30 protein-coding genes are annotated in these 24,282 nt (G+C 41.1%); 1 reads left to right on the plus strand and 29 read right to left on the minus strand.

The window, feature by feature from the left end; all coding sequences use genetic code 11:
- Position 1: 1 nt before the first annotated feature.
- Genes mgsA through AJGP001_RS10255 form a run of 3 tightly spaced genes read right to left on the minus strand, consistent with a single transcriptional unit; the run spans position 2 to position 1,555 of the window.
- Entirely contained in the window at positions 2-406 is a 405-nt protein-coding gene (gene mgsA, locus AJGP001_RS10245) for a methylglyoxal synthase (RefSeq protein ID WP_071154480.1), read from the minus strand.
- A 13-nt stretch (positions 407-419) separates the two neighbouring features.
- A complete protein-coding gene (gene dapB, locus AJGP001_RS10250) occupies positions 420-1,220 on the minus strand; it encodes a 4-hydroxy-tetrahydrodipicolinate reductase (RefSeq protein WP_071154481.1) in 801 nt (266 codons plus the stop codon).
- On the minus strand, positions 1,217-1,555 hold the full coding sequence (locus AJGP001_RS10255) for a nucleotide pyrophosphohydrolase (protein ID WP_071154482.1): 339 nt from the start codon (positions 1,553-1,555) through the stop codon (positions 1,217-1,219). Before AJGP001_RS10255 ends, dapB begins: the two co-directional genes overlap by 4 nt.
- Before the next feature lie 107 nt (positions 1,556-1,662).
- On the opposite strand from AJGP001_RS10255, the gene AJGP001_RS10260 reads away from it, so the two are divergent.
- A complete protein-coding gene (locus AJGP001_RS10260) occupies positions 1,663-2,529 on the plus strand; it encodes a YitT family protein (protein WP_078080514.1) in 867 nt (288 codons plus the stop codon).
- A 41-nt stretch (positions 2,530-2,570) separates the two neighbouring features.
- On the opposite strand, the gene AJGP001_RS10265 is transcribed toward AJGP001_RS10260, so the two are convergent.
- The 26 genes from AJGP001_RS10265 to rpsA form a co-directional block, all read right to left on the minus strand.
- The gene (locus AJGP001_RS10265) at positions 2,571-3,254 is read right to left on the minus strand and encodes a zinc metallopeptidase (RefSeq protein WP_078080515.1); all 684 of its coding nucleotides are present in this window, start codon (positions 3,252-3,254) and stop codon (positions 2,571-2,573) included.
- 55 nt (positions 3,255-3,309) lie between these two features.
- Positions 3,310-3,921 carry a lipoprotein heptaprenylglyceryl N-acetyltransferase LhaT gene (gene lhaT, locus AJGP001_RS10270; protein WP_058385053.1) on the minus strand — a complete coding sequence of 204 codons (612 nt, stop codon included), beginning with the start codon at positions 3,919-3,921 and terminating at the stop codon, positions 3,310-3,312.
- Positions 3,922-3,985: 64 nt separating this feature from the next.
- Positions 3,986-4,768 carry a menaquinol-cytochrome c reductase cytochrome b/c subunit gene (locus AJGP001_RS10275; protein WP_078080516.1) on the minus strand — a complete coding sequence of 261 codons (783 nt, stop codon included), beginning with the start codon at positions 4,766-4,768 and terminating at the stop codon, positions 3,986-3,988.
- A 38-nt stretch (positions 4,769-4,806) separates the two neighbouring features.
- Positions 4,807-5,481: a menaquinol-cytochrome c reductase cytochrome b subunit gene (gene qcrB, locus AJGP001_RS10280; protein ID WP_058385051.1), complete on the minus strand. Its 675-nt coding sequence runs from the start codon at positions 5,479-5,481 to the stop codon at positions 4,807-4,809.
- Between the two features lie 21 nt (positions 5,482-5,502).
- On the minus strand, positions 5,503-6,006 hold the full coding sequence (locus tag AJGP001_RS10285) for a Rieske (2Fe-2S) protein (RefSeq protein WP_058385050.1): 504 nt from the start codon (positions 6,004-6,006) through the stop codon (positions 5,503-5,505).
- Between the two features lie 140 nt (positions 6,007-6,146).
- Positions 6,147-6,599 (minus strand): DUF2487 family protein, encoded by a 453-nt coding sequence (locus AJGP001_RS10290; RefSeq protein WP_058385049.1) that lies wholly within the window; start codon positions 6,597-6,599, stop codon positions 6,147-6,149.
- A 9-nt stretch (positions 6,600-6,608) separates the two neighbouring features.
- Positions 6,609-7,169 carry a ReoY family proteolytic degradation factor gene (locus AJGP001_RS10295; RefSeq protein WP_078080517.1) on the minus strand — a complete coding sequence of 187 codons (561 nt, stop codon included), beginning with the start codon at positions 7,167-7,169 and terminating at the stop codon, positions 6,609-6,611.
- 14 nt (positions 7,170-7,183) lie between these two features.
- Positions 7,184-8,437: a tetratricopeptide repeat protein gene (locus AJGP001_RS10300; protein ID WP_071154483.1), complete on the minus strand. Its 1,254-nt coding sequence runs from the start codon at positions 8,435-8,437 to the stop codon at positions 7,184-7,186.
- 77 nt (positions 8,438-8,514) lie between these two features.
- Entirely contained in the window at positions 8,515-9,807 is a 1,293-nt protein-coding gene (aroA, locus tag AJGP001_RS10305; protein ID WP_071154484.1) for a 3-phosphoshikimate 1-carboxyvinyltransferase, read from the minus strand.
- Positions 9,808-9,823: 16 nt separating this feature from the next.
- Positions 9,824-10,912, minus strand: coding sequence for a prephenate dehydrogenase (locus tag AJGP001_RS10310; protein WP_058385045.1), 1,089 nt, complete (start codon positions 10,910-10,912; stop codon positions 9,824-9,826).
- The gene (gene aroH, locus AJGP001_RS10315) at positions 10,909-11,292 is read right to left on the minus strand and encodes a chorismate mutase (protein ID WP_058385044.1); all 384 of its coding nucleotides are present in this window, start codon (positions 11,290-11,292) and stop codon (positions 10,909-10,911) included. Before aroH ends, AJGP001_RS10310 begins: the two co-directional genes overlap by 4 nt.
- Positions 11,289-12,365 (minus strand): 3-dehydroquinate synthase, encoded by a 1,077-nt coding sequence (aroB, locus tag AJGP001_RS10320; RefSeq protein WP_071154485.1) that lies wholly within the window; start codon positions 12,363-12,365, stop codon positions 11,289-11,291. Before aroB ends, aroH begins: the two co-directional genes overlap by 4 nt.
- A gap of 2 nt (positions 12,366-12,367) precedes the next feature.
- A complete protein-coding gene (aroC, locus tag AJGP001_RS10325) occupies positions 12,368-13,540 on the minus strand; it encodes a chorismate synthase (RefSeq protein ID WP_071154486.1) in 1,173 nt (390 codons plus the stop codon).
- Positions 13,541-13,765: 225 nt separating this feature from the next.
- Positions 13,766-14,212, minus strand: a complete 447-nt coding sequence (gene ndk / locus AJGP001_RS10330) for a nucleoside-diphosphate kinase (protein ID WP_058385041.1) — start codon at positions 14,210-14,212, stop codon at positions 13,766-13,768.
- Between the two features lie 85 nt (positions 14,213-14,297).
- Positions 14,298-15,272, minus strand: coding sequence for a heptaprenyl diphosphate synthase component II (hepT, locus tag AJGP001_RS10335; RefSeq protein ID WP_058385040.1), 975 nt, complete (start codon positions 15,270-15,272; stop codon positions 14,298-14,300).
- A gap of 17 nt (positions 15,273-15,289) precedes the next feature.
- Positions 15,290-15,994, minus strand: a complete 705-nt coding sequence (locus AJGP001_RS10340; protein ID WP_058385039.1) for a demethylmenaquinone methyltransferase — start codon at positions 15,992-15,994, stop codon at positions 15,290-15,292.
- A 5-nt stretch (positions 15,995-15,999) separates the two neighbouring features.
- A complete protein-coding gene (locus AJGP001_RS10345) occupies positions 16,000-16,776 on the minus strand; it encodes a heptaprenyl diphosphate synthase component 1 (RefSeq protein WP_058385038.1) in 777 nt (258 codons plus the stop codon).
- A 76-nt stretch (positions 16,777-16,852) separates the two neighbouring features.
- Complete coding sequence (gene mtrB, locus AJGP001_RS10350) at positions 16,853-17,074, minus strand: trp RNA-binding attenuation protein MtrB (RefSeq protein WP_058385037.1); 222 nt, start codon at positions 17,072-17,074, stop codon at positions 16,853-16,855.
- 22 nt (positions 17,075-17,096) lie between these two features.
- Positions 17,097-17,681 carry a GTP cyclohydrolase I FolE gene (gene folE / locus AJGP001_RS10355; RefSeq protein ID WP_058385036.1) on the minus strand — a complete coding sequence of 195 codons (585 nt, stop codon included), beginning with the start codon at positions 17,679-17,681 and terminating at the stop codon, positions 17,097-17,099.
- Positions 17,682-18,151: 470 nt separating this feature from the next.
- Positions 18,152-18,424, minus strand: a complete 273-nt coding sequence (locus AJGP001_RS10360) for an HU family DNA-binding protein (protein ID WP_006829858.1) — start codon at positions 18,422-18,424, stop codon at positions 18,152-18,154.
- 170 nt (positions 18,425-18,594) lie between these two features.
- On the minus strand, positions 18,595-19,305 hold the full coding sequence (locus AJGP001_RS10365) for a hypothetical protein (protein ID WP_058386878.1): 711 nt from the start codon (positions 19,303-19,305) through the stop codon (positions 18,595-18,597).
- 10 nt (positions 19,306-19,315) lie between these two features.
- Positions 19,316-19,519, minus strand: coding sequence for a DUF2768 domain-containing protein (locus AJGP001_RS10370; protein ID WP_058385035.1), 204 nt, complete (start codon positions 19,517-19,519; stop codon positions 19,316-19,318).
- 87 nt (positions 19,520-19,606) lie between these two features.
- Positions 19,607-20,626, minus strand: coding sequence for an NAD(P)H-dependent glycerol-3-phosphate dehydrogenase (locus AJGP001_RS10375; RefSeq protein ID WP_071154487.1), 1,020 nt, complete (start codon positions 20,624-20,626; stop codon positions 19,607-19,609).
- A 22-nt stretch (positions 20,627-20,648) separates the two neighbouring features.
- Positions 20,649-21,959, minus strand: a complete 1,311-nt coding sequence (gene der / locus AJGP001_RS10380; RefSeq protein WP_058385033.1) for a ribosome biogenesis GTPase Der — start codon at positions 21,957-21,959, stop codon at positions 20,649-20,651.
- A 93-nt stretch (positions 21,960-22,052) separates the two neighbouring features.
- Positions 22,053-23,087, minus strand: a complete 1,035-nt coding sequence (gene fni, locus AJGP001_RS10385) for a type 2 isopentenyl-diphosphate Delta-isomerase (RefSeq protein WP_281251052.1) — start codon at positions 23,085-23,087, stop codon at positions 22,053-22,055.
- A 22-nt stretch (positions 23,088-23,109) separates the two neighbouring features.
- Positions 23,110-24,255, minus strand: coding sequence for a 30S ribosomal protein S1 (gene rpsA, locus AJGP001_RS10390; protein ID WP_058385031.1), 1,146 nt, complete (start codon positions 24,253-24,255; stop codon positions 23,110-23,112).
- Positions 24,256-24,282 lie beyond the last annotated feature (27 nt).

Here is a 24,282-nt window from a genome sequence, read left to right on the forward strand (position 1 = left end):
CCTATCCTCTTCTTTCTCCGAGCAATCGCCAATCAATAAAACCATGTTGCAATCCTTTAAGTAAAACTTCAGCCGTTCCCATATTCGTAGCCAGTGGAATGCTGTAGACATCACATAGACGAATTAACGCTGTTACGTCAGGTTCATGGGGTTGGGCAGTTAATGGATCACGAAAAAAAATAATCATATCCATTTCATTTTGCGCGATCATTGCACCAATCTGCTGATCCCCTCCAAGCGGTCCTGACTGAAAACGAATAACCAATAAGTCTGTTTCGTCTATTACTCGCTGACCCGTCGTTCCAGTCGCATACAGTGTGTGCTGAGACAAAATTGACTCGTAAGCTATAGCAAATTGGATCAAATCATCTTTTTTTCGGTCATGGGCAATTAATGCAATTTTCATGTCATCTTCCCCTTTAGTCGATTATATGTTCTAAGCCATAAATAAGTTCTTCTTTTTCCATTACGGTTTTGATAGATAACACAACGCCTGACATAAACGAACCTCGATTAAACGAATCGTGACGCAGCGTTAGCAATTGTCCCTCTCCTCCAAGCAACACTTGCTGATGAGCAACCAACCCCGGTAACCGCACGCTATGTATGCGCATGCCGTCATAATTAGCGCCACGAGCACCTGGCAGAGTTTCTTTCTCACGAATATGTCCTTGTTGATAGATCGGGCGTTGTTGTGAAATCAAATGAGCGGTCTTCATCGCAGTTCCAGAAGGCGCGTCTAGTTTTTGGTCATGATGCATTTCGATAATCTCAATATCTGGTAAATACTTAGCAGCTTGTTCAGCAAATTTCATCATTAATACAGCTCCAATGGCAAAATTGGGTGCGATGATGCAGCCAATTTTCGAAGCTTTAGAGAGCGTTTTCAGCTCTTCAAGTTGTTCATCTGAGAAACCGGTCGTCCCAACAACAGCACGTATGTTTAATTCTAGTGCTTGCTTTGTATGTTCATAGACAAATTCAGGTGTCGTTAAATCGAGCAGCACATCCGGTTTGGTGATTGTGTGCAGCTCTTGAAGATCGATAAAAACCGGTACCGTGTAATGAGAAGGAAATAAATTAGTATCTGCTAACGTGCGACCAATTTCTTTATAGTCTAAAACAGCAACTAGTTCCATTTCGTCGTTGTTCATAACCGTATGTACAGCTTCTTTGCCCATTTTACCTCTTGCTCCTGCAATTGCCACGCGAATTGTCATTTGACTTCATCCTTTCTTGTCCAACGATCTTTATCTCTACTAGAAAATTTCTCCATCACGCGGTCATGAGCCTTTGCCAAATCAATGTCCATCGAGTTTGCCATACAAATTAAAACAAATAAGACATCGCCCATTTCTTCTTCCATGCTGTTAGCAGCTTCTGAACTCTTCTTTTTCTTTGGACCGTATTGATGCATCACTTCTCTTGAAAGTTCGCCGAGTTCTTCTGTCATTCGCGCCATCATTTCCATCGGTTGAAAATAGCCTTCTTCAAATTGTCCAATATATGTATCAACGTCTTGTTGAAGCTGTTTCATCGTTTTTTCACTGTTCATTTCATCACGCTCCTCAGTCAATCGTAAAGAAAACTAGAGATGTTGTCAAAACTCATCTTTTCAACGATAATACAGAAGTTGACATTCTTGAAAGGGGCTTGGATGATTTGAAAGAACTAAAAATTAAAAATATCTTTTTCATCGTTCTCGGTGCCGCTATTTACAGTTTTGGATTTGTTCACTTTAATATCCAAAACGAATTGGGAGAAGGCGGTTTTGCTGGAATTACATTGATTTTGTACTTTATCTTCCATTGGGATCCTGCATTGATGAACTTATTGTTGAATATTCCTCTATTCTTTATCGGATGGAAGCTCCTTGGCAGAAAAGTTTTCCTGTATACCGTTATTGGAACAGTAGCTGTTTCTGTATTCTTAAAAATCTTTTTAATCTATGAAATTCAAATCAACTTACAAGATGATTTGTTTTTAGCAGCCTTGTTTGCCGGTGTTTTTGTGGGCATTGGACTTGGCATTATTTTCAGATTTGGAGGAACTACGGGAGGCGTAGACATTATTGCCCGCTTGGCCCAAAAATACATAGGCTGGAGCATGGGCAAAACAATGTTTTTGTTTGATGCCGGCGTCATTATGCTGTCTTGGTTGACATTCCTCGATCATCGCTCCATGATGTACACACTCGTTGCTGTTTTTATTGGTGCACGAGTTATCGACTTTGTTCAAGAAGGCGCTTATTCAGGTCGTGGCGCTTTGATCATTTCAAATTCCCAAGAAGAAATCGCCAGTCGCATTGCCATTGAGATGGACCGAGGCATCACAATTCTTCGAGGGTATGGGCACTTTACAAAAGAAGAACGTGAAGTTCTGTATTGCGTTATCGCAAGAAATGAAATTGTTCGATTGAAGAGCATTATCAACTCTGTTGACCCTCACGCATTTGTGTCCTTAATGGATGTTCACGATGTGATGGGTGAAGGATTTACACTTGACGAAGAAAAAAGACCGATTGATTAATTTTTCTATATTAAAAAACGGCCCAAACGCGGGCCGTTTTTTTATGAGCGATTCATATTGGTGTAAATCAAAATTAATCTGGCAAGTTCAAGAACTGCAACTGCAGTAGCTGCGACATAAGTCATCGCTGCTGCACTCAATACTTTTTTTGCGTGACGTTCTTCTTCATTGCGAATGATGTTATGCGACAGCAATTGATCCATCGCTCGGCTAGAAGCATTAAACTCGACCGGTAAGGTCACTAACTGAAAGACGACTCCAGCAGCTAGTAAGACGATTCCAATCAGTAACGCCCCGCTCCACGCAGAAAAGAAACCAATCATAATAAAGATCCAAGACATATTAGAAGATACATTAACAATTGGCACAAGACGATGACGCAGACGCAAGAACGAATAATCTTCCGCATCTTGAATCGCATGTCCAACTTCGTGAGCCGCAACCGCTGTTCCTGCAACCGATGCTTCGTGATAATTATGACTGCTGAGTGCTACTGTTTTTGTCAGCGGGTTATAATGGTCACTAAGCAGGCCACGACTTTCTATGACTTTAACGTCTCGAAGATTATTAGCATCCAAAATGATCCGTGCCACTTGTGCGCCACTATGACCAGAAGTCGACCGAACTTTTGAGTATTTTTTGTATGTTCTTTTTAATTTGAATTGCGCCCAAATCGGGATGATTAGCAATAGGATAAAATAGAAGATATATCCGCCCATTCCCATGTATAAATCAACACCTCTTTCTTTCTGCTTGATACGTTTATTTTACTTGCATTAGTCAATATTGGTCAACTGAAATGGACTGCTTTTTATTCAAACGAACAACATAAAAGGCGAAGCCGACACAAACGATTGATAGCCAGAAAGTAAAATAGCCAATTTGACTCGTGTACTCACTCAAGGTGCTATAAATTGGCATTTGGCCGAAAACATAATCAATAACGTCATTGTGAAGCGTCCATACAGCAGCCAGCGTCGCCGATAGCCAACCAAAGCGATAATGCTCAATATACAGCACCGCTTGAAGCGCCATAGCGAAATGGGAGCCAATCAACATCCAACCAATCCAGCCGATGGAACCAACTTCCCAGAGCGTTAGTAAATTCATCGCCACTGCCCACAACCCGTATTTGATTAATGTAATAAATGCCAGCGCTTCAAACAAACGGCTTCTTTTACCAAAAATCCATAGTCCCAAAACAATGGTAAAAAACAAACTCGCGGTCGGACTATCAGGAACAAAAATCAAAAAACGCGGCTCTGTTATTTTCAATTGCCAGCCATACCATATGTATCCATAAATTGTACCAGCTAGATTGACCAGAAATAGCAAAATCAAAAATGGCCGGTACATCAACCAAGCTGAAATTTTAATCGCGAAGGAAAGCATTGTTTTTCTTCCTTTCTAAGGTAGAAAAAAAGAGCCGGTTTCCCGGCTCTTTTTTTATTATTGATTATTCTGCTTCAAGGCCTGAAATAAATTCAGCTAAGACTTGCAGATCTTCATCTGTTCCGTCCCAAGATGGAGGCATCACTTGAGCTCCATCTTTTTCGATACCATTGACAGCAATTTCAGCGATTTCTTCAGGAGTCAGACCAGTACCAACAAGTGTTGGACCAACTGCTCCTTCTAAGTTATCGCCATGACAACTGATACATGCCGCACCAGCATAAACTTCATATCCTGGATCCGTTGTATCAATTTCCACTTCTTCTTTAATTTCTCCTTGCGCTTCAGCAGCTTCCCAGTCATGGTTGGCTACTGATTCCCATGTAAGGAAAATAATTGATGCGATTGCAAGAATCATAAATCCTGTAGGCAATGGGCGTTTCGAAGGACGTCTTTCCGGTCCACGATCTAGGAATGGCGCCAACATAAGTGCACCAAAAGCAAGACCTGGAATGATGATAGCACCAACCACGTTAAATGGTCCGGAAGCAAATTGGTATTTCAGTAATTGGTATAAGAACAAGAAATACCAGTCTGGCAATGGAATATAAGCTGTATTCGTCGGATCTGCCTGTCCTTCAAGAGGTGACGGATGAGCGACAGTTAACAACAAATAACCGATTAAGAAGACTGAACCAATCATCCATTCTTTCAAAAGGAAGTTCGGCCAGAAAGCTTCTGTTTTACCAGGGTATTCGGAGTAATCTTTAGGAACATTCGGCTGACGGAATTCCAAACCTGGAACACGCGAATCCCCTACAAATTTCATCCCTTTTCCGCGATGCATAGTGTTCCCTCCTTAAAAAATCCTTGTTACGGAATGATTTATAGCGGTCCTGAAATACCCTGTCTTCTGATCATGATAAAGTGAGCAGCTAGCAACCCAAGCAAAGCTGCAGGCAAGAAGAAGACGTGGATAGCGAAGAATCGTGTCAAAGTCTGTGCACCAAGGATTGTTGAATCCCCAGCCAATAGAATTTTGATCGATTCACCGAGCACGGGTACAGATGCCGCAATTTCAATTCCAACTTTTGTTGCAAATAAAGCTTTCATATCCCATGGAAGCAAGTAACCTGTGAAACTTAATCCAAGAATGACGCCGAATAACAAAACGCCAACTACCCAGTTCAATTCACGAGGTTTCTTATAAGAACCTGTAAAGAATACTCGTAATGTATGAAGGAAAATCATGACCACTACAAGCGAAGCTCCCCAGTGATGCATCCCACGCACAATTTCTCCAAAAGCAACTTCATTTTGAAGATAATAAACCGACTGCCAAGCATTTTCAATATCTGGCACATAATACATTGTTAAGAACATACCGGATAAGATCTGGATTACTGTAATGAAAAATGTAAGTCCCCCAAAACAATAAACAAATGCTGAAAAGTGGTGTGCGGGGTTTACGTGCTCAGGTACTTCATGGTCAGCAATATCACGCCAGATAGGCGTGATGTCTAATCGCTCATCAACCCAATCATATAACTTGTTTAGCACTGGTGTCGTACCCCCTAACTATTAAACTAGTGTGTTTTCTCTTACTGCACCGATAGCTACAAAGCCATCTTGTTCTTTCACTTGGTACTCATCGAGTGGTCCAAGCGGCGGTGTTCCTGCAATGTTTTGTCCGTTTTTCTCATAACGGCCTGCGTGGCATGGACAGAAAAATTGTGTCGGGTGTTCCGGAGAACCCGCCCAGTTCACTGTACATCCTAAATGTTTGCAAACAGGTGAAAGCGCGATTAACTTATCGCCTTCTTTATACACCCAAGCTGAATTCGTCACTTCAGATACATACCAAGCGTCTGTTTGTTCAAACGTAAAGTCGACACGTACTGGTTCTGCCGTGATATCAGCTACAGCTTGATCAGTTAAAACGTAGTCTCCGCCTTCATGTTGCTGAAGTATCGGGTCTACCGCAAAACGAACCATTGGCATCAACATTCCTGCTGCCATGAAACCACCTACACCTGTTAATGTGTAGCCTAAAAATTGACGTCGTGATACACGATTATTACTCATCCTTTTCCCCCCTCTAACATTCAAGGTCAGTCCAATGGACATACTCATTCAAATATAATTACTAGGACAACCTAATGATATATCAATCAAATCTTTAGGTCAATATCGCATTCAGCCTAATCATGCAGTTTGTGAACATTTCATGAATGATGTGACCATTCTTTTGTAAATAGCGGCAATACCTGCCTTAACTGGTCTTCCATCACCGAATTTTTAAAAGATTGATCCATATCTTCAATTGGAATCGCAGGTAGCCATAACACATTTTTAAGACTGTCAATGGTTCGCCACTCTGAATCTGTCGTCAAATAAAAAACGTGTTTGAATTTCGTATGTCCCAATTCTTGCGACAGTTCTTCAGCAATTCGTTGACGATTTGCTCCTTTGCCATAAGAAATGGGCGGGAACAAAAGGATCCGCCCTTTAAATTGTTTCTCTAATAAAGCAGTCAAGTTTTGTAAGTACTCAGAAGCTCCTGCACTCGATTTCATGCCTGCTTCACTTAAATCTAACTGAAGAAGTGGCACGACTGCTGTATCTATATAATCTTGTTGGCTCAAGTATTGATCTATCTCTTTTCCGATAAAATGCATAGCGCTTTTTCACTCTCCATCTTTTTTTATCGCTTTGAACGCTTTCAACATCGCGGACAATTCAAAAAAGCGGTCACGATCATTAGCGTCCAAGGCTTCATCAATTTGTTTGTAAATCGTTTCTTCATGGAACACGGACATGCTTTCCTCAAGAATTTTTTCAGCAATTTGACGATCTTGCTCGTTAACAGAAGCATCCTTAGGGATATATGGATTTTCTTCCAACACCGATAAATACATGGTAGGTGGAGGAATGTTCGGGAAATTCAATTGAATATATAAATGTTCGTCCGGATTGAGACGTAAATCGTGAAACGATTTCTCAGCATCCGCCGTCATCAAGTTGCCTTTGTAGAAACGAAACGGAATTTCTTTGGAATCGGTTGAAGACATGACCATTGCGCGCGGACAGTAATGCGCTTCTTCAACAAAATGGGTTTTCTCAAGCAAATCTTCGTTGCTCAACATATAATTGAGAATCCAAATACATTCACGTCTTTTCATTTTGTATGATTGCAGAAACCAACGGACAAATTGCTTTTTTTCACCTATCGACACTGAAGCGGTCATGAAACTTCCTCCTTTCAGTCAAACGACTGTTGCCAATCAAACCATTCTGGATTTTCTGGTTCTAATGCCTGTAGCTCTTTAATCATTTCGAGAGCAGCAGCTCTTTTTCCTTCTTCTATTAAAAATAATGCGTATTTCTTAAGGAAAATAACATCATCTTTAAAAGCTGGATAAGCTTTTTCATAATACACGGTCGCCTGCTCATAGTCTTCACTGCGTTCGTAAGTTTCAGCAATCATCGGATAAAGACCAGCCCAATCATCTCCACTTTCAATTACCATCTGCGCAAGTTCAAGAACTTCTTCATCCATCTCTTCGGCATGGAAGTAAGACACCAGCGTATAGATCGCTTCCATATATTCTGGATCTAATGCGATTGCCTGGCGTAAATGGCCAACACCTTCTGCTGATTTACCAAGTTTCATGGCAAGTTTACCTGCAAACAAATACAATTCCTTGTCAAATTCATCTCTAGTAATTCCTTCGTTTATCGCCTGATAGGCTGCCTGATAATCTTCTGCCATATTCAAGCTTTGTGCTTTTAATAAGTAAGCAGAAAAATAATCCGGATCAATGCCAATCAATTCGTCAAGCCGACGTACAGCCATGTCATACTGGCGTGTTTGAAAAGCTGCAAATGCTACTCCAAATAAAACGTCTGGCGTAGCTTGATTTTCCAACGCCTTTTCGTAGTATGGTAATGCCTCTTCATAAGCAGCTCCTGCACTGTAAACTTCAGCAAGTCTCTCTGAAAGATTGACTCCTTCAATGACAATTTGTTTTGACTCCAGTTCTTGATAAATTTTTGCCGATTCCAGATAACGGCCCGAGTCGAGAAGTAGTTCTGCTCTCGCTTGTTGCAGAAGCGGTTCATCAGGCATCAATTCAATCGCTTCATTTAAGCGACTTTCAGCAGCTTCTAGCAAGCCTTGAAGTTGGAACAAGTCCGCTAAAGTTACGAGCGCTTGGGCATATAATTCGTCGTCTTTAGACACTTCCATTAACGCATTTAACGCATCATCTTCGCGATCAGCATCAATCAGCAAGTTTGCTCGATCGATAACCAATTGCGCTTCTTCCGGAAAAATATATTGCAAATGCTCAAGTACTTTAATCGCTTCTTCTACAAAACCGATTTCTGCCAGCCATTCCGACAACCCGTATTGCTCATCAGGATCTCCCTGTAGCAAGTAGTCATCCAGTAATGTATTTAGAAGTTTGGGATCTCCTTGTTCGACTGCTTTTTGTATCTGTTCTATGTTAGCCATACTATCACCTATTCCTTCACATTCTCACTCTCATCCTACACGAAATCTTGTTATTATCATACTAAAAAAACTCCCCATCAGGAGAGTCTAGTTGTCAGTAAATTAAGTTGTTCAAAAAAGTTAGGGTAGGAAACTGAAATGCATTCAGCGTCATCAATGACAACTTCGCTAGATGCTATTAACGCAGCAATTGCCGCCATCATCCCAAGGCGGTGATCGCCGTAAGAAGTCATTTCAGCACCGGTTAAAGCCGTTGGTCCATGAATGATCATGCCGTCTTCAGTCGCTTCAATGTCTGCGCCCATTTTCGTCAATTCTTTGACAACAGCAGAAATACGATCTGTTTCTTTCACGCGAAGCTCTTCAGCATCTCTGATCACTGTCGTTCCTTCAGCCTGTGTAGCAATAAGGGCAATCAAAGGAATTTCGTCAATCAATCGTGGAATCAACTCTCCGCCAATTTCAATTCCTTTCAATTTACTCGAATGAATTGTTACATCTGCGGAACGTTCTCCTTGCGTATCATGTTCTTCCAATTCAAAATTAGCGCCCATTTGTTCAATCACATCTAAAATACCTGTCCGCGTCGGATTAATCCCTACATTTTCTAGCGTCACTGTGCTCCCTTCAGTAATTAACGCAGCACCTATCATAAAGGCCGCAGACGAAATGTCACCCGGCACCTTCACATGTGCAGCCGTTAGCTTTTGACCACCTTCTAACTTAATCTGGTGGTCTTCACGTGTAATCGTAGCGCCAAAATGTTCTAGCATGATTTCTGTATGGTCGCGCGAAGCGATTGGCTCATGAATAATCGTTTTGCCATTTGCTTTTAATGCAGCCAATAAAATGGCGGATTTTACTTGAGCACTAGCAACTGGCAATGTATAGTCAATCGCCTTTAACGGTGTTCCTTGAACTGCTAAAGGTGTGTATTGTCCGTCTTCTCGCCCTCGAATATCTGCACCCATTTCGCGAAGCGGATCGATGATGCGTCTCATTGGACGCTTTGCAATAGACTCATCTCCCACTAAAATTGAATGAAAAGAAGTTCCCGCCAATAATCCAAGCATTAATCTTGTTGTCGTTCCCGAGTTCCCGGTATCCAAAACTTCAGAAGGCTCTTTCCAAGAATCTTCTCCTCTACTTTGAATGGTCACTAAGTCTTCTGTAATATTAATTTTTACGCCCAGCTTTTTAAAACAGGAGATGGTGCTTAGGCAATCGTCTCCCATAAGAAAACCTTCTACTGTCGTTGTCCCTGTTGCCATAGATCCAAACATAATAGCTCTGTGAGAAATTGATTTGTCCCCTGGAACTTGAATGGTGCCTTTTAAGGCTGGTTTTTTAAACGCTAAAGATAATACCACGGGCTTATCCGTCCTTTCAGGAAATATATGTATCGTATACAGTTCGCGTCATCATGCATTTTTGTGCGCGCGCACGATCTTCCGTTGTTTGGAAACTGATAACAAGAATACCAAATACGTCTTCACGCGTTTCCAAAATTCGAAGATTGACAATACTGATTTCTTCTTCTGCTAGATAGCCAGTTAACTCCGAGATAATACCCGGTATATCGGGTACATCGATATACAAATCGAATACCGAGAACATCGCACCATGCCCAGAAATCGGCAACTCGTCCCGTACTGTCTTAGCATGCGAGAAAAATTGTTGAATCGGTTCTGGATCATTTTTTTTAAGCATCTGTTTTAATTGTTCCATTTGCTCCATCCAATTATCCAACTGCTGAACAATCATTGTATTATTTTGAGTGGTGATATCTCTCCACATTTCGGGATTTGCCGAAGCGATACGCGTCGTATCCCGGAAACCACCAGCCGCTAGTTGTCGAGCAAAAGGAAATTTATCCTCTTGATCTAATTGATGAACCAGTGATGCTGCAATCAAATGTGGGAAATGACTCACTATCGCTGTCATATGATCATGCTCTTCTGCTGGCAATATTTTAATTTTCGCTTTGGTAACTGACAATAATTCCTTTAAAAATTGTAAACGTTCATCGTCCGTCGCGTTACCAGGTGTTAAAATATAATAGGCATTTTCAAATAACACTTCTTTTGCTGCTTCTACCCCACTCTTATGCGATCCCGCCATTGGATGACCGCCTATAAAAAGATGGTTCAAGCTTTTCGAAGATTCCATTATTTGTATTTTAGTACTACCCGTATCTGTCAAGATGACATCATCTTTCAACTGCCAATATTTACTTTGTTCCATTAACTTGATTGTAGCCCCTACGGGTGTAGCAAAGACGATAACATCAGCTTCTGATGCTGCTTGTTCAAGTGATGGCGGCGAACTATGTATGATCCCCATTTTAAAAGCTTTTCTAGCGGTCAATGGATCGGCATCGTACCCTGCGACATGGACATCCTGATTACGCTGAAGCGCTTTTGCGAGCGACCCGCCAATCAGGCCTAATCCAATAATTAAAATATGAGTTGTCACGTCGAACTCACCTGGCTTTTAGCAGATAAATCCGGACGCAGCTTTATCGCTTCGTTCAAATAAATATGGTGAATGTCTTGCTGACCCAGCACGGTATTAACGTGCATCATGACACGGATACATAGAGGCATACTCCCAGGAACGTCCATTTCATGTGTGCACATGACGGGTACATATGTCCATTCCGCAATTGTCCGAACAGCTTTCGCCGGAAAAGCAGATGAAATATCAGTCGTCGTCGAAATGATGACTGACGCAACATCATCTGGTTCAATATTGTTTTCTTTAGCCATTTCTAACACTAGCCGTTGTGTTTCTTTTAATACTTCTTCTGGCTGGTCTACAGAAACTGTAATTGCACCTCGTACTCCACGTATCATCTAATCACTTCTCCTATCTGTAAGACTAACTTTTCATAGGTTGCACGTGCGTGCTGCTCTTCAATTTGTTCTACAAACGGTTTGCCTGTGCGTTCAAGTAAAACAAAATTCAGTGTTCCTCTTGAAGATTTTTTATCTTTTTTCATATAAGGCAACAATGCCTCAAAATGAATTTCTTGTAGTAAATGAAGGGGATAGCCATTTGTACTAGACCACCTGATAAATTCAGCTAATTTACTATGCTCTGACAAAAGAAGAGCATAAGACATTCCAAGCACGACGGCTTCTCCGTGTGTAAGTTTGCCATAACCCAGATGTCCTTCTAATGCGTGTGCCAACGTATGACCAAAATTCAAGTATTTACGAACGCCGCCTTCAAATTCGTCTTCTTCAACAATCGCCGCTTTTACAGCAATGCCTTTTTCCAAATGGCGATTCAAATCGTCTTCTGTCATGTCTTTAAAGTTCTCAATAGCCAATAATTCATTCAGCCACTCTTCATTAGATATAAAGGCGTGCTTGATCACTTCAGCCATACCTGAACGTACTTCTTGAACAGGTAAAGTTGCCAGCAATTTACTATCATACAAAACGGCTTTTGGTTGATAAAATGTACCGATCATATTTTTTCCTAACTCATGATTGATGGCTGTTTTACCGCCGACTGCACTATCATGAGCCAAAATCGTCGTTGGAAGCTGGATAAACGAGATGCCCCGCATGAAAGTCGAAGCAACAAATCCGGCTACATCTCCTGTCGCGCCTCCACCAAAAGCGAGTAGCAAAGAAGCTCTTGAGCAATTTTCGGAAAGCAGAAAGCTGTGACACGCCATAAAGGTTTCCACGGACTTTGCACTTTCTCCAGCCGGAATTGTTAACACACGAACGTCCCAATCTGTTAAATGAGCTAATAAATACGGTAAATGAAGCTCTGCCACTTGTTTGTCGACGATAACCACAATTCGATCGGCATTATCTAGCAAAGGGCGATAAGCATTTGCGAACAAATCGAAAGCTCCCGCACCGATATGAACCATATAAGGATGATTTGCCTCGACTCGCAATTGCTTCATTCTTAAAACTCCTTCGTGTATTCCAGGTAATTTTTCAGATTATCTACTAAGCGAGGCATTTGATCTGCGTCGAACTGATCCAACAATGCGTTTGCGACTTCCCATGCGACTACGTGCTCAGCAACAATCGAAGCTGCCGGAACGGCACAGCTGTCAGAACGCTCAATACTTGCTTGAAAAGGTTCTTTCGTTTCAATATCCACACTATTAAGCGGCTTATACAAAGTCGGAATCGGCTTCATTACACCTCTAACGATAATAGGCATTCCAGTCGTCATTCCGCCCTCGAAACCTCCGAGATTATTCGTTTTGCGTGTGTAGCCATTTTCTTGATCCCAAAGAATTTCATCATGAACTTCACTGCCTGGTTTTCTAGCCATTTCAAACCCTAGACCAAATTCAACCCCTTTGAAGGCGTTTATGCTCATAATGGCAGCTGCTAATTTAGCGTCCAGTTTCCGGTCGTAATGGACATAGCTACCAATTCCAGCAGGCATGCCTTCCACGATCACTTCTACTGTTCCACCGATAGAATCACCGTTTTTCTTGGTTTTATCTATTAAATCCATCATTTCCTGAGTCACCGTTGGATCAGCGCAATAAACAGCATCATTTTCAACAATTTCTCGAATTTCATCTACAGACTTTCCAAGGTAACTTTCTGGATTTACTTTAATTCCACCTATTTCAGTCACATGTGAAACAATTTTGATGCCGAGTTCAGCAAGTAACTGCTTTGCTACTGCACCAACTGCTACGCGTACCGTTGTTTCACGTGCTGAAGAACGTTCTAAGACGTTTCGAAGATCACGGTGACCATATTTCATACCGCCATTTAAATCAGCATGACCAGGACGTGGACGCGATAACTGACGCTTTACTTCTTCTGTATCCTCTATCGGCTCAATCCCCATAATCGATGTCCAATGTTTCCAATCGTCATTTTTCACAACTAAAGCGACAGGTGAACCTAAAGTTTTACCATGTCGAACACCTGACACAATTTCAACTGTATCTTTTTCGATTTGCATTCTTCTACCACGACCATGGCCGCCTTGTCTTCTTTTTAATTCTTTATTAACTATTTCTGCCGTTAAAGGCAACTGCGCCGGCAATCCCTCGATGATGGCAGTCAATTGCGGACCATGTGATTCTCCTGCTGTTAAATAACGCATTTACGCTTTCTCCCTTCAACGTGCTAAAGTATTTATGTACCACTATACCACAAGGTATTTCTTCAATTCTATATGAAAATTAGATAAAGTGAAACTTCAATCAATTGAGATTTTTTTCCTTCATCACTTAAGCACTTCCAACCTAAAAAAAGAGCAGCCACATTTCTTGGCAGACTCTCAAGATAAATAAAAAAAAGCAGCTAGGCTGCTTTTTTAAAAATTGGATTAGTTAACCCAGTTGTTCATTGTTTTTTCATATGAAACCAATTCTTCTTCTTTGAAGAACAAGCCGATCTCGCGTTCTGCACTTTCAGCAGAATCTGAACCGTGAATCATGTTTTTGCCGACAGTAACTGCGAAGTCGCCGCGGATAGTTCCTGAAGCTGCATCTTTCGGGTTTGTCGCGCCCATCATTTGACGTGCAGTCAAAATAACGTTTTCGCCTTCCCAAACCATTGCGAATACAGGACCTGAAGTGATAAATTCAACCAATTCACCGAAGAATGGACGCTCTTTATGCTCGCCGTAATGCTCTTCAGCCAACTCAGTAGGAATTTGCATCAATTTAGCACCTACTAAGTGATATCCTTTTTTCTCGAAACGTGCGACGATTTCTCCGATTACGTTGCGTTGAACGCCATCTGGTTTAACCATTAAAAATGTTTTTTCCAATGTAAACACTCCTCTATTAAAAGCTCGGGCATTTTGCCCACCTTAAAAAATACTATCATTGTCGAGTCATTTGTCAACCAACAACTTAAAAATTTCGTTTACCGATAAAGAATGCAATTTTTCGCATCGTTTTTACTCCTGGTCCTTTTGGCAAGAAAGAAAGTTCGCGTAACGCCTTCTGTAAGTATCGTTCACTCATTGCTTTCGCTTCTTCGATTCCGGAACTATTGCGAATGATTCCGACAATTTCCAATCGTTCATGGTCGGATAGTTCCTTATTCAAATTGGCTTTTAACAGTTGATAGATTTCAGGATCTTTCCGCGCACATAAAATAGGCAAGGTGATATTCCCTTGAATGAAATCGCTGCCCGCTGGTTTTCCAAGTTCTTCATCGGTAGAGGTAAAATCAAGAATATCGTCAATAATTTGAAATGACATGCCGATAAAATACCCAAAACGACGTAAATGCGCCGCAGTTTTCTCATCGGTACCTGAAACAAGCGCACCCAATTCACAGCTTGATGAAATCAACAACGCAGTCTTGCGCTTGATGCGGCGGAAATAATCTCGCAAATTTTGATCTAATTTATACTTGTCTTGAATTTGAATAATTTCGCCTCTGCACACTTCAATCAACGTTTTAGATAATATTTCATGAACTCGCGGAGCTGTAATTTCAGTAATGCGTTCTAACGCTCGCGCCAAAATAAAATCACCTGTATACATCGCTACGCTGTTATTCCATTGTGCTTTGACTGTCGGTCGGCCTCTACGAATTTCTGAATCGTCAATGACATCGTCGTGCACCAGTGAAGCCATGTGAATCAATTCAAGCGGCACTGCCACTTGCTTCATCACATCAATATTGTAATCACCAAATTTTCCAGCAAGCAAAACAAAAACAGGTCGGATTCTTTTCCCTCCGGCCTGTAATAAATGAAGAGACGCATCATTTAAAAGGAGAGACTCGGAATCCACTGCCTGTTCCAATTCCTTCTCGATCATTTCTAGTTCCGGTCTAAGGTCGGAATAGAGCAATTTCAACTTCATCTTTTCCACTTAAAATCCTTCTCCCGCTAGTTTACTTTTTTTATTCCTAAATGGAGGGCGGCGGCGCCTCCTGTATAAGGCTTGTATTTTACTTTTTCAAATCCGACTTCCGCAAACAGTTTGGCTAATTGTTTCATGCCGGGGAACGATTTTGCCGATTCCTGTAGCCATGAGTATTCTTTGTAACTTTTAGCAAAAAGCTTACCAAATACCGGCATTATGAAACGGAAATACATTCTAAAAAATGGCTTGAATACGATATTTTCGGGTTGTGACGTTTCTAGACAAGCAATCATTCCACCTGGCTTTAAAACACGATGCATTTCAGAAAGGGCTTGACGGTAATCCGGCACATTGCGCAACCCAAATCCGATGGTCGCAAAATCAAAAGAATTATCCGGGTACGGCAGTGACATTGCATTGCCTTGGATCAGTTTGATTTGAGGCATATCTTTCGTCTTGTCGTGGCCAACATTTAGCATGTTTTGACTAAAGTCTAGTCCAACTACACGTCCTGTTTCACCTACTGCTTCGCCAAGCGCAATGGTCCAATCAGCGGTGCCACAGCAAACATCAATAGCTGCAGCTCCTTTTGGAACTTGCATTTTGTACATCGTATCTTCACGCCACTTGTTATGCTGTTGAAAACTAATAACTGAATTCATTTGATCGTAATTCTCGGATATTTTCTCAAATACTTCGTGGACTCTTTGTTCTTTCGTTTTAGGCATATCAGTCATCCTTCTCGGGTCAGCTGCTCAGCTCTATGCTGGTGCGGGGTTATTTGATGGAGCAAGAATTGTGCAAGTTCGTAATCCAATGAACACTCATCAATAGATTTCACTATCTTCTCGTGTAAGTTATCAAGTTTTTCCACTAGCCAGTGTTCTACATAATTTTTATGATTCAAGTTACTAGTTAATTCACGTAGAAAGTTGGAGTAGTTTTTAGACTGCAATCGCTCCAATTCATCGGCGTAACGTATATAAAGCAACGCCTGTTTTGCAAGTGATTCATATTCAGTGTAGCCGTAGAATTTATAAAAAGAAATTAGAAGTTCGGTTTCAATAATGGTGATGGCTTCTTCTACCTCTGCAATAGACCGGTCCATCCCTTCAAAAAAAGAGGTTTTCCGTTCGCTCACTTGAATGATAGCCGTTGCCAATTTCTGGACCATAGCAATATTCTTGCTATTGACCAACATTTGGTAATAAATTCCGCTGTATAAATCACCAGCCAACACGGTCAATTGTTGCTCTTTGCTAATTGGGTTATCTTCTCTTACTTGATCGTGTGCATGCAAAGCCGCATAGACGATGGAAACCGTTTTTGCAGAGGATTCAATTTCTGCCGACCATGTTTTTCCACTGAAAAAAGGCAACAGTAAAAAAAACAAACGGGACTCTTTGACAGAGGGACCTTCTGTAAACTGATCGAGTGTCCGTTGCCGAACAGCATCTAAGACCTCGATTTCCATAGAAATAATTTTCGATTGTATTTGGTGTCCCTTCATACTGCTTGCTCCATTCATGATTTAGCCATACTATACTAGTATATCACAGGCAAAGCCTTGCCTTCAGCAATATCGTTTATTTTTTAGCTTCACTTTCAACGATACCGTGAGCAGAATGAATCTCCGCTTTGCCACGAATTTTCATAGCTGAAGTATGCTCGGTAAATTGTGCAATCATTACTTCGCCTTTATCTAATTTTTCAGTATGGTGAAATTTTGTGTCGTTACCTCGAGTTAATCCTATTACATTCACGCCGTCTTCTTGAGCGCGAATAACAATGTATTCTGTCTGAGCCATTTTAACACCCACTTTTTTAGTATTAGTTCATATTGATATATGTGATTACTTCAGAACGCTTGATCGTATCGGTTTCGAGAACTCCGCGCGAAACAGCTGTTACCGTTTTTGCGCCTGGCTTCTTGATGCCTCTCATGGTCATGCACATATGTTCCGCTTCGACCATTACATATACACCATGTGGATTTAATGTTTCCATTAGTGAATCTGCAATTGTCGAAGTAATTCGTTCTTGAAGCTGAGGTCGTTTTGACACCGTTTCTACAGCACGAGCTAATTTACTTAAGCCTGTCACAATTCCGTCACGAGGAATATAGGCAATATGTGCTTTACCAAAAAAAGGAACAAGGTGATGTTCGCACATTGAGTAAAAAGGAATATCTTTGACCAGCACCAATTCTTCATGACCTTCATGAAACACCGTTTTAAAATATTCTTTTGGATCTTCTTTCAATCCAGAAAATACTTCTGCATACATCTTAGCTACCCTTTTAGGCGTATCCGCTAATCCTTCTCGGTCTACGTCTTCCCCAACTGCCTCTAAAATCATTGAGACCGCTTTTTCTATTTTAGCAAGGTCTACTTTTTGGGCTTTGACATCTATCATTTTACTTCCCCCTGTTGAAAACGAATCGGTTATTTGTTTTGGCAGCAGGATGGCTGCTGCTATTATTTTTATATGCGTTAGAAGTTCACTATTCAGCCTTAAGGGCTTTACCCATTAAGATTAAGCAATGCGCTTTATCGGTTTGTTAAGATGCCTTAATGTGCGGCTGAACACCGCCGCTTCGCCAAGGCGTCTTATGCTTGTCGGGTCTTGACGGCTTCCTGCGCTTTTCTCTATTGGCTAGCTCCGAAAGCCAGCCCCTCGAGATCATAAGGCACCTTGGCTGTGCGGCTGAATACCGCCGCTTCGCCAAGGCGTCTTATGCTTGTCGGGTCTTGACGGCTTCCTGCGCTTTTCTCACATGAATCGTAGCACACGCACAGGTGTTTCGCAAAATCTTGGCTCAAAAAAAGGATGACTTTTGCAAGATTGTGTCTCGCAAAAGTCATCCTATGTACAGAGGCTAAAGCTTACTTCACTGCGTCTTTAAGCGCTTTACCTGGCTTAAATGCAGGAACTTTGCTTGCAGCGATCTCGATTTCAGCACCAGTTTGCGGGTTACGTCCTTTGCGGGCCGCGCGTTCGCGTACTTCAAAGTTACCGAATCCGATCAACTGTACTTTTTCACCTTTAGTTAAAGCGTCTTGAATCGTCTCAAATGCAGCGTCAACTGCTTTGGCAGCGTCTTTACGAGAAAGCTCAGCTGCTTCAGCAACAGAGTTCACTAATTCTGTTTTGTTCATGCTATTCACCTCCTCTCAAAGGGGATGCAACCATCAATCCTGTAAAAAGAGTATCACATCGAAAATCGCATAGCAACAACAAACAGCCCACTTACCGAATAAAACCACCAAATACTAACAAAATTTTCTAAAAAGCGGCTATTTCTATTAAAACGCGGCAAATCAATGTTTTATTCTGTTAAGAATATCGGTTCATTATTTTCATCTACGGTGTAAGGAAGTGAATAGGCAGGGACGACAGGATTGTCTTCATAAAGAATAAAACGAATATCCTGACCTGGTTTTAACTCACCCTTGTATTCTTGGAGTGCTGTAAAAAGATCCATGGCATAATCGATATAGACATCTCCATTACCGGTAATTACCATTGGTAAATTTCTTCCACTATAAGGGCTGACGACAGTCGGTTCCTCAGAAAAACCCATGGCTTCATGATTAAATTTATAGACATTGTCTGAAAGAATTTCAGCAATCGGAGCTTGTCCACCGTTAGCACTTTTTCGCACGTTCACAGATCTTATCGCTTCCGCAGCCTGTAAATCAACCAATTTTACCGTTGGATTTTCTTCAACGTCCATTAGAACATACTGAAAAACACCACCCGTTTCAAATGCATTTGTTGGTATTTCTGCAGTATACGTAGGAACAAGTTTCGAGAAATCCACCGGGTATTTGATGTATTGATCTATATCCATATCACGCGTTTTTATTGGTAATAAGCCACCCGTAGCGTCTCTATACTGATTTACTGCATTTTGCACAGTGATTAATTGATCTTCATAAGGAATTTGGTTTTCAGCTCGCTCATTTTGCGGATATCCGCAAGCTGTTAAAAATCCACCCACTAGCAAGAGCATCATAATCATTGCCGTTTTTTTCATTTTTCTCACCTCACGCGCCGCCTGTTGGGCCACTAAATACTGTGAATACCATGATGAAAAATCCTAGTATTAGCAAGATATAAGCAATTAACGCAAAAGTAAATTTAAGAATTCCGTTCTTCAGTTTATATCTGCTCAAGTAAATCATACCCATAGAAATCATCAAAAAAGCAATTCCAGCAAATGACACCCACATTTTATCTAAAGCACTCATAATTGCCCGCCTTTCGTAGTGTTTCAGTCCATAGTATAGCACAAAAAAAGAAGAGTCAGCCTTAAGCATCCTCTTCTTTTGTGACAATTAAAGCAAGTCTATCAAATCTTCCATTTCGTTCTTTTTCATGCGCCCCATCAACTTTCCAACTGCGTCATCTGTTGACACATTGTCAAAAAGAACCGCGTAAAGTGCAGCAGTAATTGGCATCGGTACATCATATGCTTTCGACAATTGATAAGCCGCTTTAGTAGTCCGGATTCCTTCAACAACCATGCCCATTTCTTCTAGCACTTCATCTAAAGACTTTCCTTTACCTAGCATATTGCCTGCTCGCCAATTACGCGAATGGACACTCGTACAAGTAACAATCAAATCTCCCACCCCGGTCAAACCAGAGAAAGTTAAAGGTGTTGCTCCCATTTTCACACCGAGCCGTGCAATTTCCGCTAACCCGCGTGTCATAATAGCCGCTTTTGCGTTATCCCCAAACCCTAATCCATCAGTAATCCCAACTGCTAATGCGATAATATTTTTTAAAGCACCACCAATTTCGACACCAATTACATCCGTATTCGTATAAACGCGGAAATACCCATTCATGAATAAGTCTTGAATTCGAATGGCCGCTTCCGTATTCTCACAAGCTGCCGTAACAGTCGTTGGATGCTCTTGAACCACTTCTTCAGCATGACTTGGTCCGGACAGTACAACAACATCTTCAATCCATTGCTCCGGAATTTCTTCACGGATCATTTCGCTGATTCGCTTTAAAGAATCCGGTTCAATGCCTTTAGAAACATGAACGAATAAGACTTTGCGATCAAGATTTTCTTTGATATCCTGGCAAACTTCTCGGATTGCTTTTGTGGGTACAGCCAAAACTAAGACATTCCCATGTGCTACAGCCTGTGGCAAATTGCTTGTCGCCTTTAAACTGTCTGGTAGTTGTATCTCTTTTAAATAACGTTTATTTGTATGTTGATTAATTTCATCAGCTTGTTCCTGACGATGTGTCCAAAGCAGTAAATCATGGCCGTTTTGAGCAAGTACATAGCTCAATGCAGTTCCCCAGCTCCCTGCCCCAAAAACAGAAACTTTTTCCATAAGTTAAACCCACCTTTTTATCTTAAGTACGAGCTCTCGTTATAAGACGAAGAGGAGTTCCTTCAAAGTCGAAACTTTCGCGAATCCGGTTTTGCAAGAAGCGTTCATAACTAAAATGCATTATTTCAGGCTCATTTACAAACACTACAAATGTCGGTGGCTTAATGGCGACTTGTGTTGCGTAATAAACACGCAAACGACGGCCATTGTCCGATGGTGCTGGATTCATAGCAACTGCATCTTCTATAACTTCATTTAGAATGCTCGATTGAATTCTTCTTGAATGATTATCATTTACTTTGTTAACGATTTCTAAAATACTATGCACTCGTTTGCCACTAATTGCGGATACAAACATAATAGGAGCATAGTCAAGGAATAAGAAATGCTCACGGATTTTACGAGAAAAAACATTCATTGTTTTTTCATCTTTTTCGATAGCATCCCATTTATTAACAATAATAATTACTGCTTTACCTGCCTCGTGAGCATATCCAGCAATTTTCTTATCTTGTTCCTGAATACCTTCTTCGGCGTTCAAAACCACTAAAACAACATCTGAGCGTTCAATCGCACGCAATGCACGTAAAACACTGTATTTTTCTGTTGTTTCGTAAACTTTCCCTTTTTTACGCATTCCAGCTGTGTCAATGATGACATAAGGCTGCTCATTGTAGACGTACTGTGTATCAATAGCGTCGCGCGTCGTTCCCGCAACTTCACTGACGATGACACGTTCTTCTCCAAGGAATGAATTTACGAGAGAAGATTTGCCGACGTTAGGACGACCAATTAATGAGAATTTAATAACATCATCTGGATATTCCTCATCATCGTCTTGAGGGAAGTTTTTAGCTACTTCGTCCAGTAAATCTCCTAGGCCTAAACCATGGGATCCTGAAAGAGGGAAAGGTTCGCCCATTCCCAACGTATAAAAGTCATAAATCATATGGCGCATGTCAGGATTATCAATCTTGTTAACTGCTAAAATAACTGGTTTTTTCGTCTTATATAAAATTTTTGCTACTTGTTCGTCTTGATTAGTCACGCCATCGCGTCCATTTACAAGAAAAATAATAACGTCTGCTTCATCCATAGCAATTTCTGCCTGCTGACGAATTTGTTCAAGAAACGGCTCGTCTCGAAGATCGATACCGCCTGTGTCTATAATATTGAATTCATGTGTTAACCAATCTGCCGAGCTGTAAATACGGTCACGCGTTACTCCTGGAATATCTTCCACAATTGAAACCCGTTCTCCTACCACGCGATTGAATATCGTGGACTTACCAACGTTCGGCCGGCCAACTATTGCTACTACCGGTTTTGACATAATCACTTCATCCTTCCACTTCTGATATGCCTATTATACACGAAAAAGGCGATGGCATCTGTTAAATGTCCATCCCCCTTATATGTGCAATATTCAGTTTTTCTTCACATTTGCATAGGATGCCGGATTAAAGCCTCTGGCGATGAGATATTGTGCTAATTCTCCCGTGATAACTGCTGGACATTTTTGCAAATCTACCAAGTTATTTGCTCCAAGAGCTGTCATCATCATTGCCAAGTCTTCATAGAGCGCATGTATATCATCGATTAGCTGTTTTTCGCCTTCTTGCATCGCCGTTTTTAAAAAAGCACCTGCAAGACCTACCGCATCAGCTCCCAGCATAAATGCTTTAATCATATCCTGTGCATTTTGAATGCCGCCTGAAGCAAAAACTGTTTTATCAAAAACACTCTTTACTTCTACAATTGCTGCTGCTGTCGGAATACCCCAGTCGTCAAAATAAGCCATTTTTATCTTGCGACGTTCATTTTCGATCAATGAAAAGTTTGTGCCGCCAAAGCCACTGACATCAATTACTGAAACTGCACTTCCCTTCAGTTTCTCCGCAGTTTCACGAGATATACCAAATCCTGTTTCTTTAACAATTACCGGAACATCAAGCTTCTCAGCAATCGCTTGTATGCGTTCAAGAGCTCCTCGGAAGTCACGATCTCCTTCTGGCATCGTCAGCTCTTGCACAACATTTAAATGAATCTGTAGTGCATTCGCTTCTATCATCTCGACTGCATCTTGCGCTTGTTGCACGGTCGCTTCGCTACCAAGGTTACCAAATAAGATACCATTCGGATTTTCTCTTCTGACAACCGTATAAGACTGCCGCTCATTCGAATCTTTAAGCGCAGCCATTTGAGATCCTACAGCCATAGCCATCCCGGTTTCCCGAGCAACTCTTGCCAACAGACTATTCAATTGTTGAGTAGCCCGTCCACCACCGCCTGTCATCGCATTAATAAAAACAGGTGATTCTAAATTCAAATCACCTATTTTTGGCTTTATGCACCTATTAGAAACCGCTGAGTTCGGTAAAGCTTGATGAACAAATCGAATATCGTTAAACATATTTTTTTTACTTTGCCCTGTCGATAAAGCAAATTGTATATGATCCATTTTACGCTCAGCTCTTGACATATTATTCAGGTTTAAAACCTTTAAGTTTATCGCCGATCACATCACTAATTGAAAAACCAGAAGACTCTTCAGGCATTTCGTAATTCGAGAAATCTTGGTCACCCTGTTTTTCTTGTAATTCTTTAATACTAAGAGACAACCGCTTGTCCGCTTTATTGACTTCAAGTACTTTAACTTGCACTTCTTGACCTTCTGATAATTCTTCGTTCGGCGTTGCGATGTGTTTGTGTGCAATTTGTGAAATGTGAACAAGACCTTCTACACCCGGTAGAACTTCTACAAACGCCCCATAACTAACAAGACGCTTAACCGTTCCAGTATGAACAGAACCTTTTGGTGCTTTTTCATCAATCGTGTCCCATGGTCCAGGAAGCGTGTCTTTAATAGACAACGAAATACGTTCTGAATCACGATCGACAGATAGTACTTTGACCGTAACTTCTTGACCTTCGGTTACGACATCAGAAACTTTTTCCACGTGTTCATGAGACAACTGTGAAATATGGACCAAACCATCTACACCACCGATGTCAACAAAAGCACCGAAAGAAGCAATACGTTGCACTTTGCCTTTCAGCTCATCTCCAGCATGAATTTTTTCCATCACTTTTTCTTTTTGCGACTCTTTTTCTTTTTCGATAACGGCACGATGCGAAAGAATCAACCGATTATTTTCTTTTTCCATTTCTACAATTTTAAACGTCAATTCTTTTCCTTTATAGTCTTCAAAAGACTCAACAAAGTAATCTTCCACTAAAGAAGCCGGGACAAATCCACGGACACCTAAGTCGACCACTAAACCGCCTTTTACAACGTCTTTAACTTCAGCTTCAATAATTTCACCAGACTCAAATTTCTTCTCCAATTCGCCCCATGCCAGTTCGGCATCCACTTTACGCTTGGATAAAACGAAATTCTCATCTTCAATTTTTGTGATGATCAAATCCAGTTCATCTCCAACTTCTACCGAATCTGATGCTTTTTCAATATGCAGACTTGATAACTCACTGATTGGAATAATACCATCAAATGGTGCACCTTCAATTGTTACCGTGACTGCTTTTTCTTCTATTTTTGCTACTACCCCTTTGACGCGATCTCCTGTTTGGAAGTCACGGTTTTCCATCATATTCGTTTCCTCTGACATAAGTAGCCCTCCTTCACAAACTATCCA

Source organism: Planococcus faecalis (assembly GCF_002009235.1).
Classification (GTDB): domain Bacteria; phylum Bacillota; class Bacilli; order Bacillales_A; family Planococcaceae; genus Planococcus; species Planococcus kocurii.

Coding starts and splice junctions, on each gene's coding strand:
- AJGP001_RS10290 (WP_058385049.1), bottom strand. CDS start 6,599: ATGCATTTTATCGGAAAAGAGATAGATCAATACTTGAGCCAACAAGAT.
- der (WP_058385033.1), bottom strand. CDS start 21,959: ATGTCAAAACCGGTAGTAGCAATAGTTGGCCGGCCGAACGTTGGTAAG.
- lhaT (WP_058385053.1), bottom strand. CDS start 3,921: ATGCTTTCCTTCGCGATTAAAATTTCAGCTTGGTTGATGTACCGGCCA.
- AJGP001_RS10300 (WP_071154483.1), bottom strand. CDS start 8,437: ATGGCTAACATAGAACAGATACAAAAAGCAGTCGAACAAGGAGATCCC.
- AJGP001_RS10340 (WP_058385039.1), bottom strand. CDS start 15,994: ATGCCTAAAACGAAAGAACAAAGAGTCCACGAAGTATTTGAGAAAATA.
- AJGP001_RS10295 (WP_078080517.1), bottom strand. CDS start 7,169: ATGACCGCTTCAGTGTCGATAGGTGAAAAAAAGCAATTTGTCCGTTGG.
- aroH (WP_058385044.1), bottom strand. CDS start 11,292: ATGATACGTGGAGTACGAGGTGCAATTACAGTTTCTGTAGACCAGCCA.
- AJGP001_RS10375 (WP_071154487.1), bottom strand. CDS start 20,626: ATGGAAAAAGTTTCTGTTTTTGGGGCAGGGAGCTGGGGAACTGCATTG.
- AJGP001_RS10255 (WP_071154482.1), bottom strand. CDS start 1,555: ATGAACAGTGAAAAAACGATGAAACAGCTTCAACAAGACGTTGATACA.
- AJGP001_RS10265 (WP_078080515.1), bottom strand. CDS start 3,254: ATGGGAATGGGCGGATATATCTTCTATTTTATCCTATTGCTAATCATC.
- AJGP001_RS10365 (WP_058386878.1), bottom strand. CDS start 19,305: ATGAAAAAAACGGCAATGATTATGATGCTCTTGCTAGTGGGTGGATTT.
- mtrB (WP_058385037.1), bottom strand. CDS start 17,074: ATGGCTCAGACAGAATACATTGTTATTCGCGCTCAAGAAGACGGCGTG.
- aroC (WP_071154486.1), bottom strand. CDS start 13,540: ATGCGTTATTTAACAGCAGGAGAATCACATGGTCCGCAATTGACTGCC.
- fni (WP_281251052.1), bottom strand. CDS start 23,087: ATGGATCATATACAATTTGCTTTATCGACAGGGCAAAGTAAAAAAAAT.
- AJGP001_RS10285 (WP_058385050.1), bottom strand. CDS start 6,006: ATGAGTAATAATCGTGTATCACGACGTCAATTTTTAGGCTACACATTA.
- dapB (WP_071154481.1), bottom strand. CDS start 1,220: ATGACAATTCGCGTGGCAATTGCAGGAGCAAGAGGTAAAATGGGCAAA.
- AJGP001_RS10360 (WP_006829858.1), bottom strand. CDS start 18,424: ATGAACAAAACAGAATTAGTGAACTCTGTTGCTGAAGCAGCTGAGCTT.
- aroB (WP_071154485.1), bottom strand. CDS start 12,365: ATGAAGCAATTGCGAGTCGAGGCAAATCATCCTTATATGGTTCATATC.
- AJGP001_RS10275 (WP_078080516.1), bottom strand. CDS start 4,768: ATGCATCGCGGAAAAGGGATGAAATTTGTAGGGGATTCGCGTGTTCCA.
- AJGP001_RS10345 (WP_058385038.1), bottom strand. CDS start 16,776: ATGAAGGGACACCAAATACAATCGAAAATTATTTCTATGGAAATCGAG.
- AJGP001_RS10370 (WP_058385035.1), bottom strand. CDS start 19,519: ATGAGTGCTTTAGATAAAATGTGGGTGTCATTTGCTGGAATTGCTTTT.
- mgsA (WP_071154480.1), bottom strand. CDS start 406: ATGAAAATTGCATTAATTGCCCATGACCGAAAAAAAGATGATTTGATC.
- folE (WP_058385036.1), bottom strand. CDS start 17,681: ATGATAGATGTCAAAGCCCAAAAAGTAGACCTTGCTAAAATAGAAAAA.
- rpsA (WP_058385031.1), bottom strand. CDS start 24,255: ATGTCAGAGGAAACGAATATGATGGAAAACCGTGACTTCCAAACAGGA.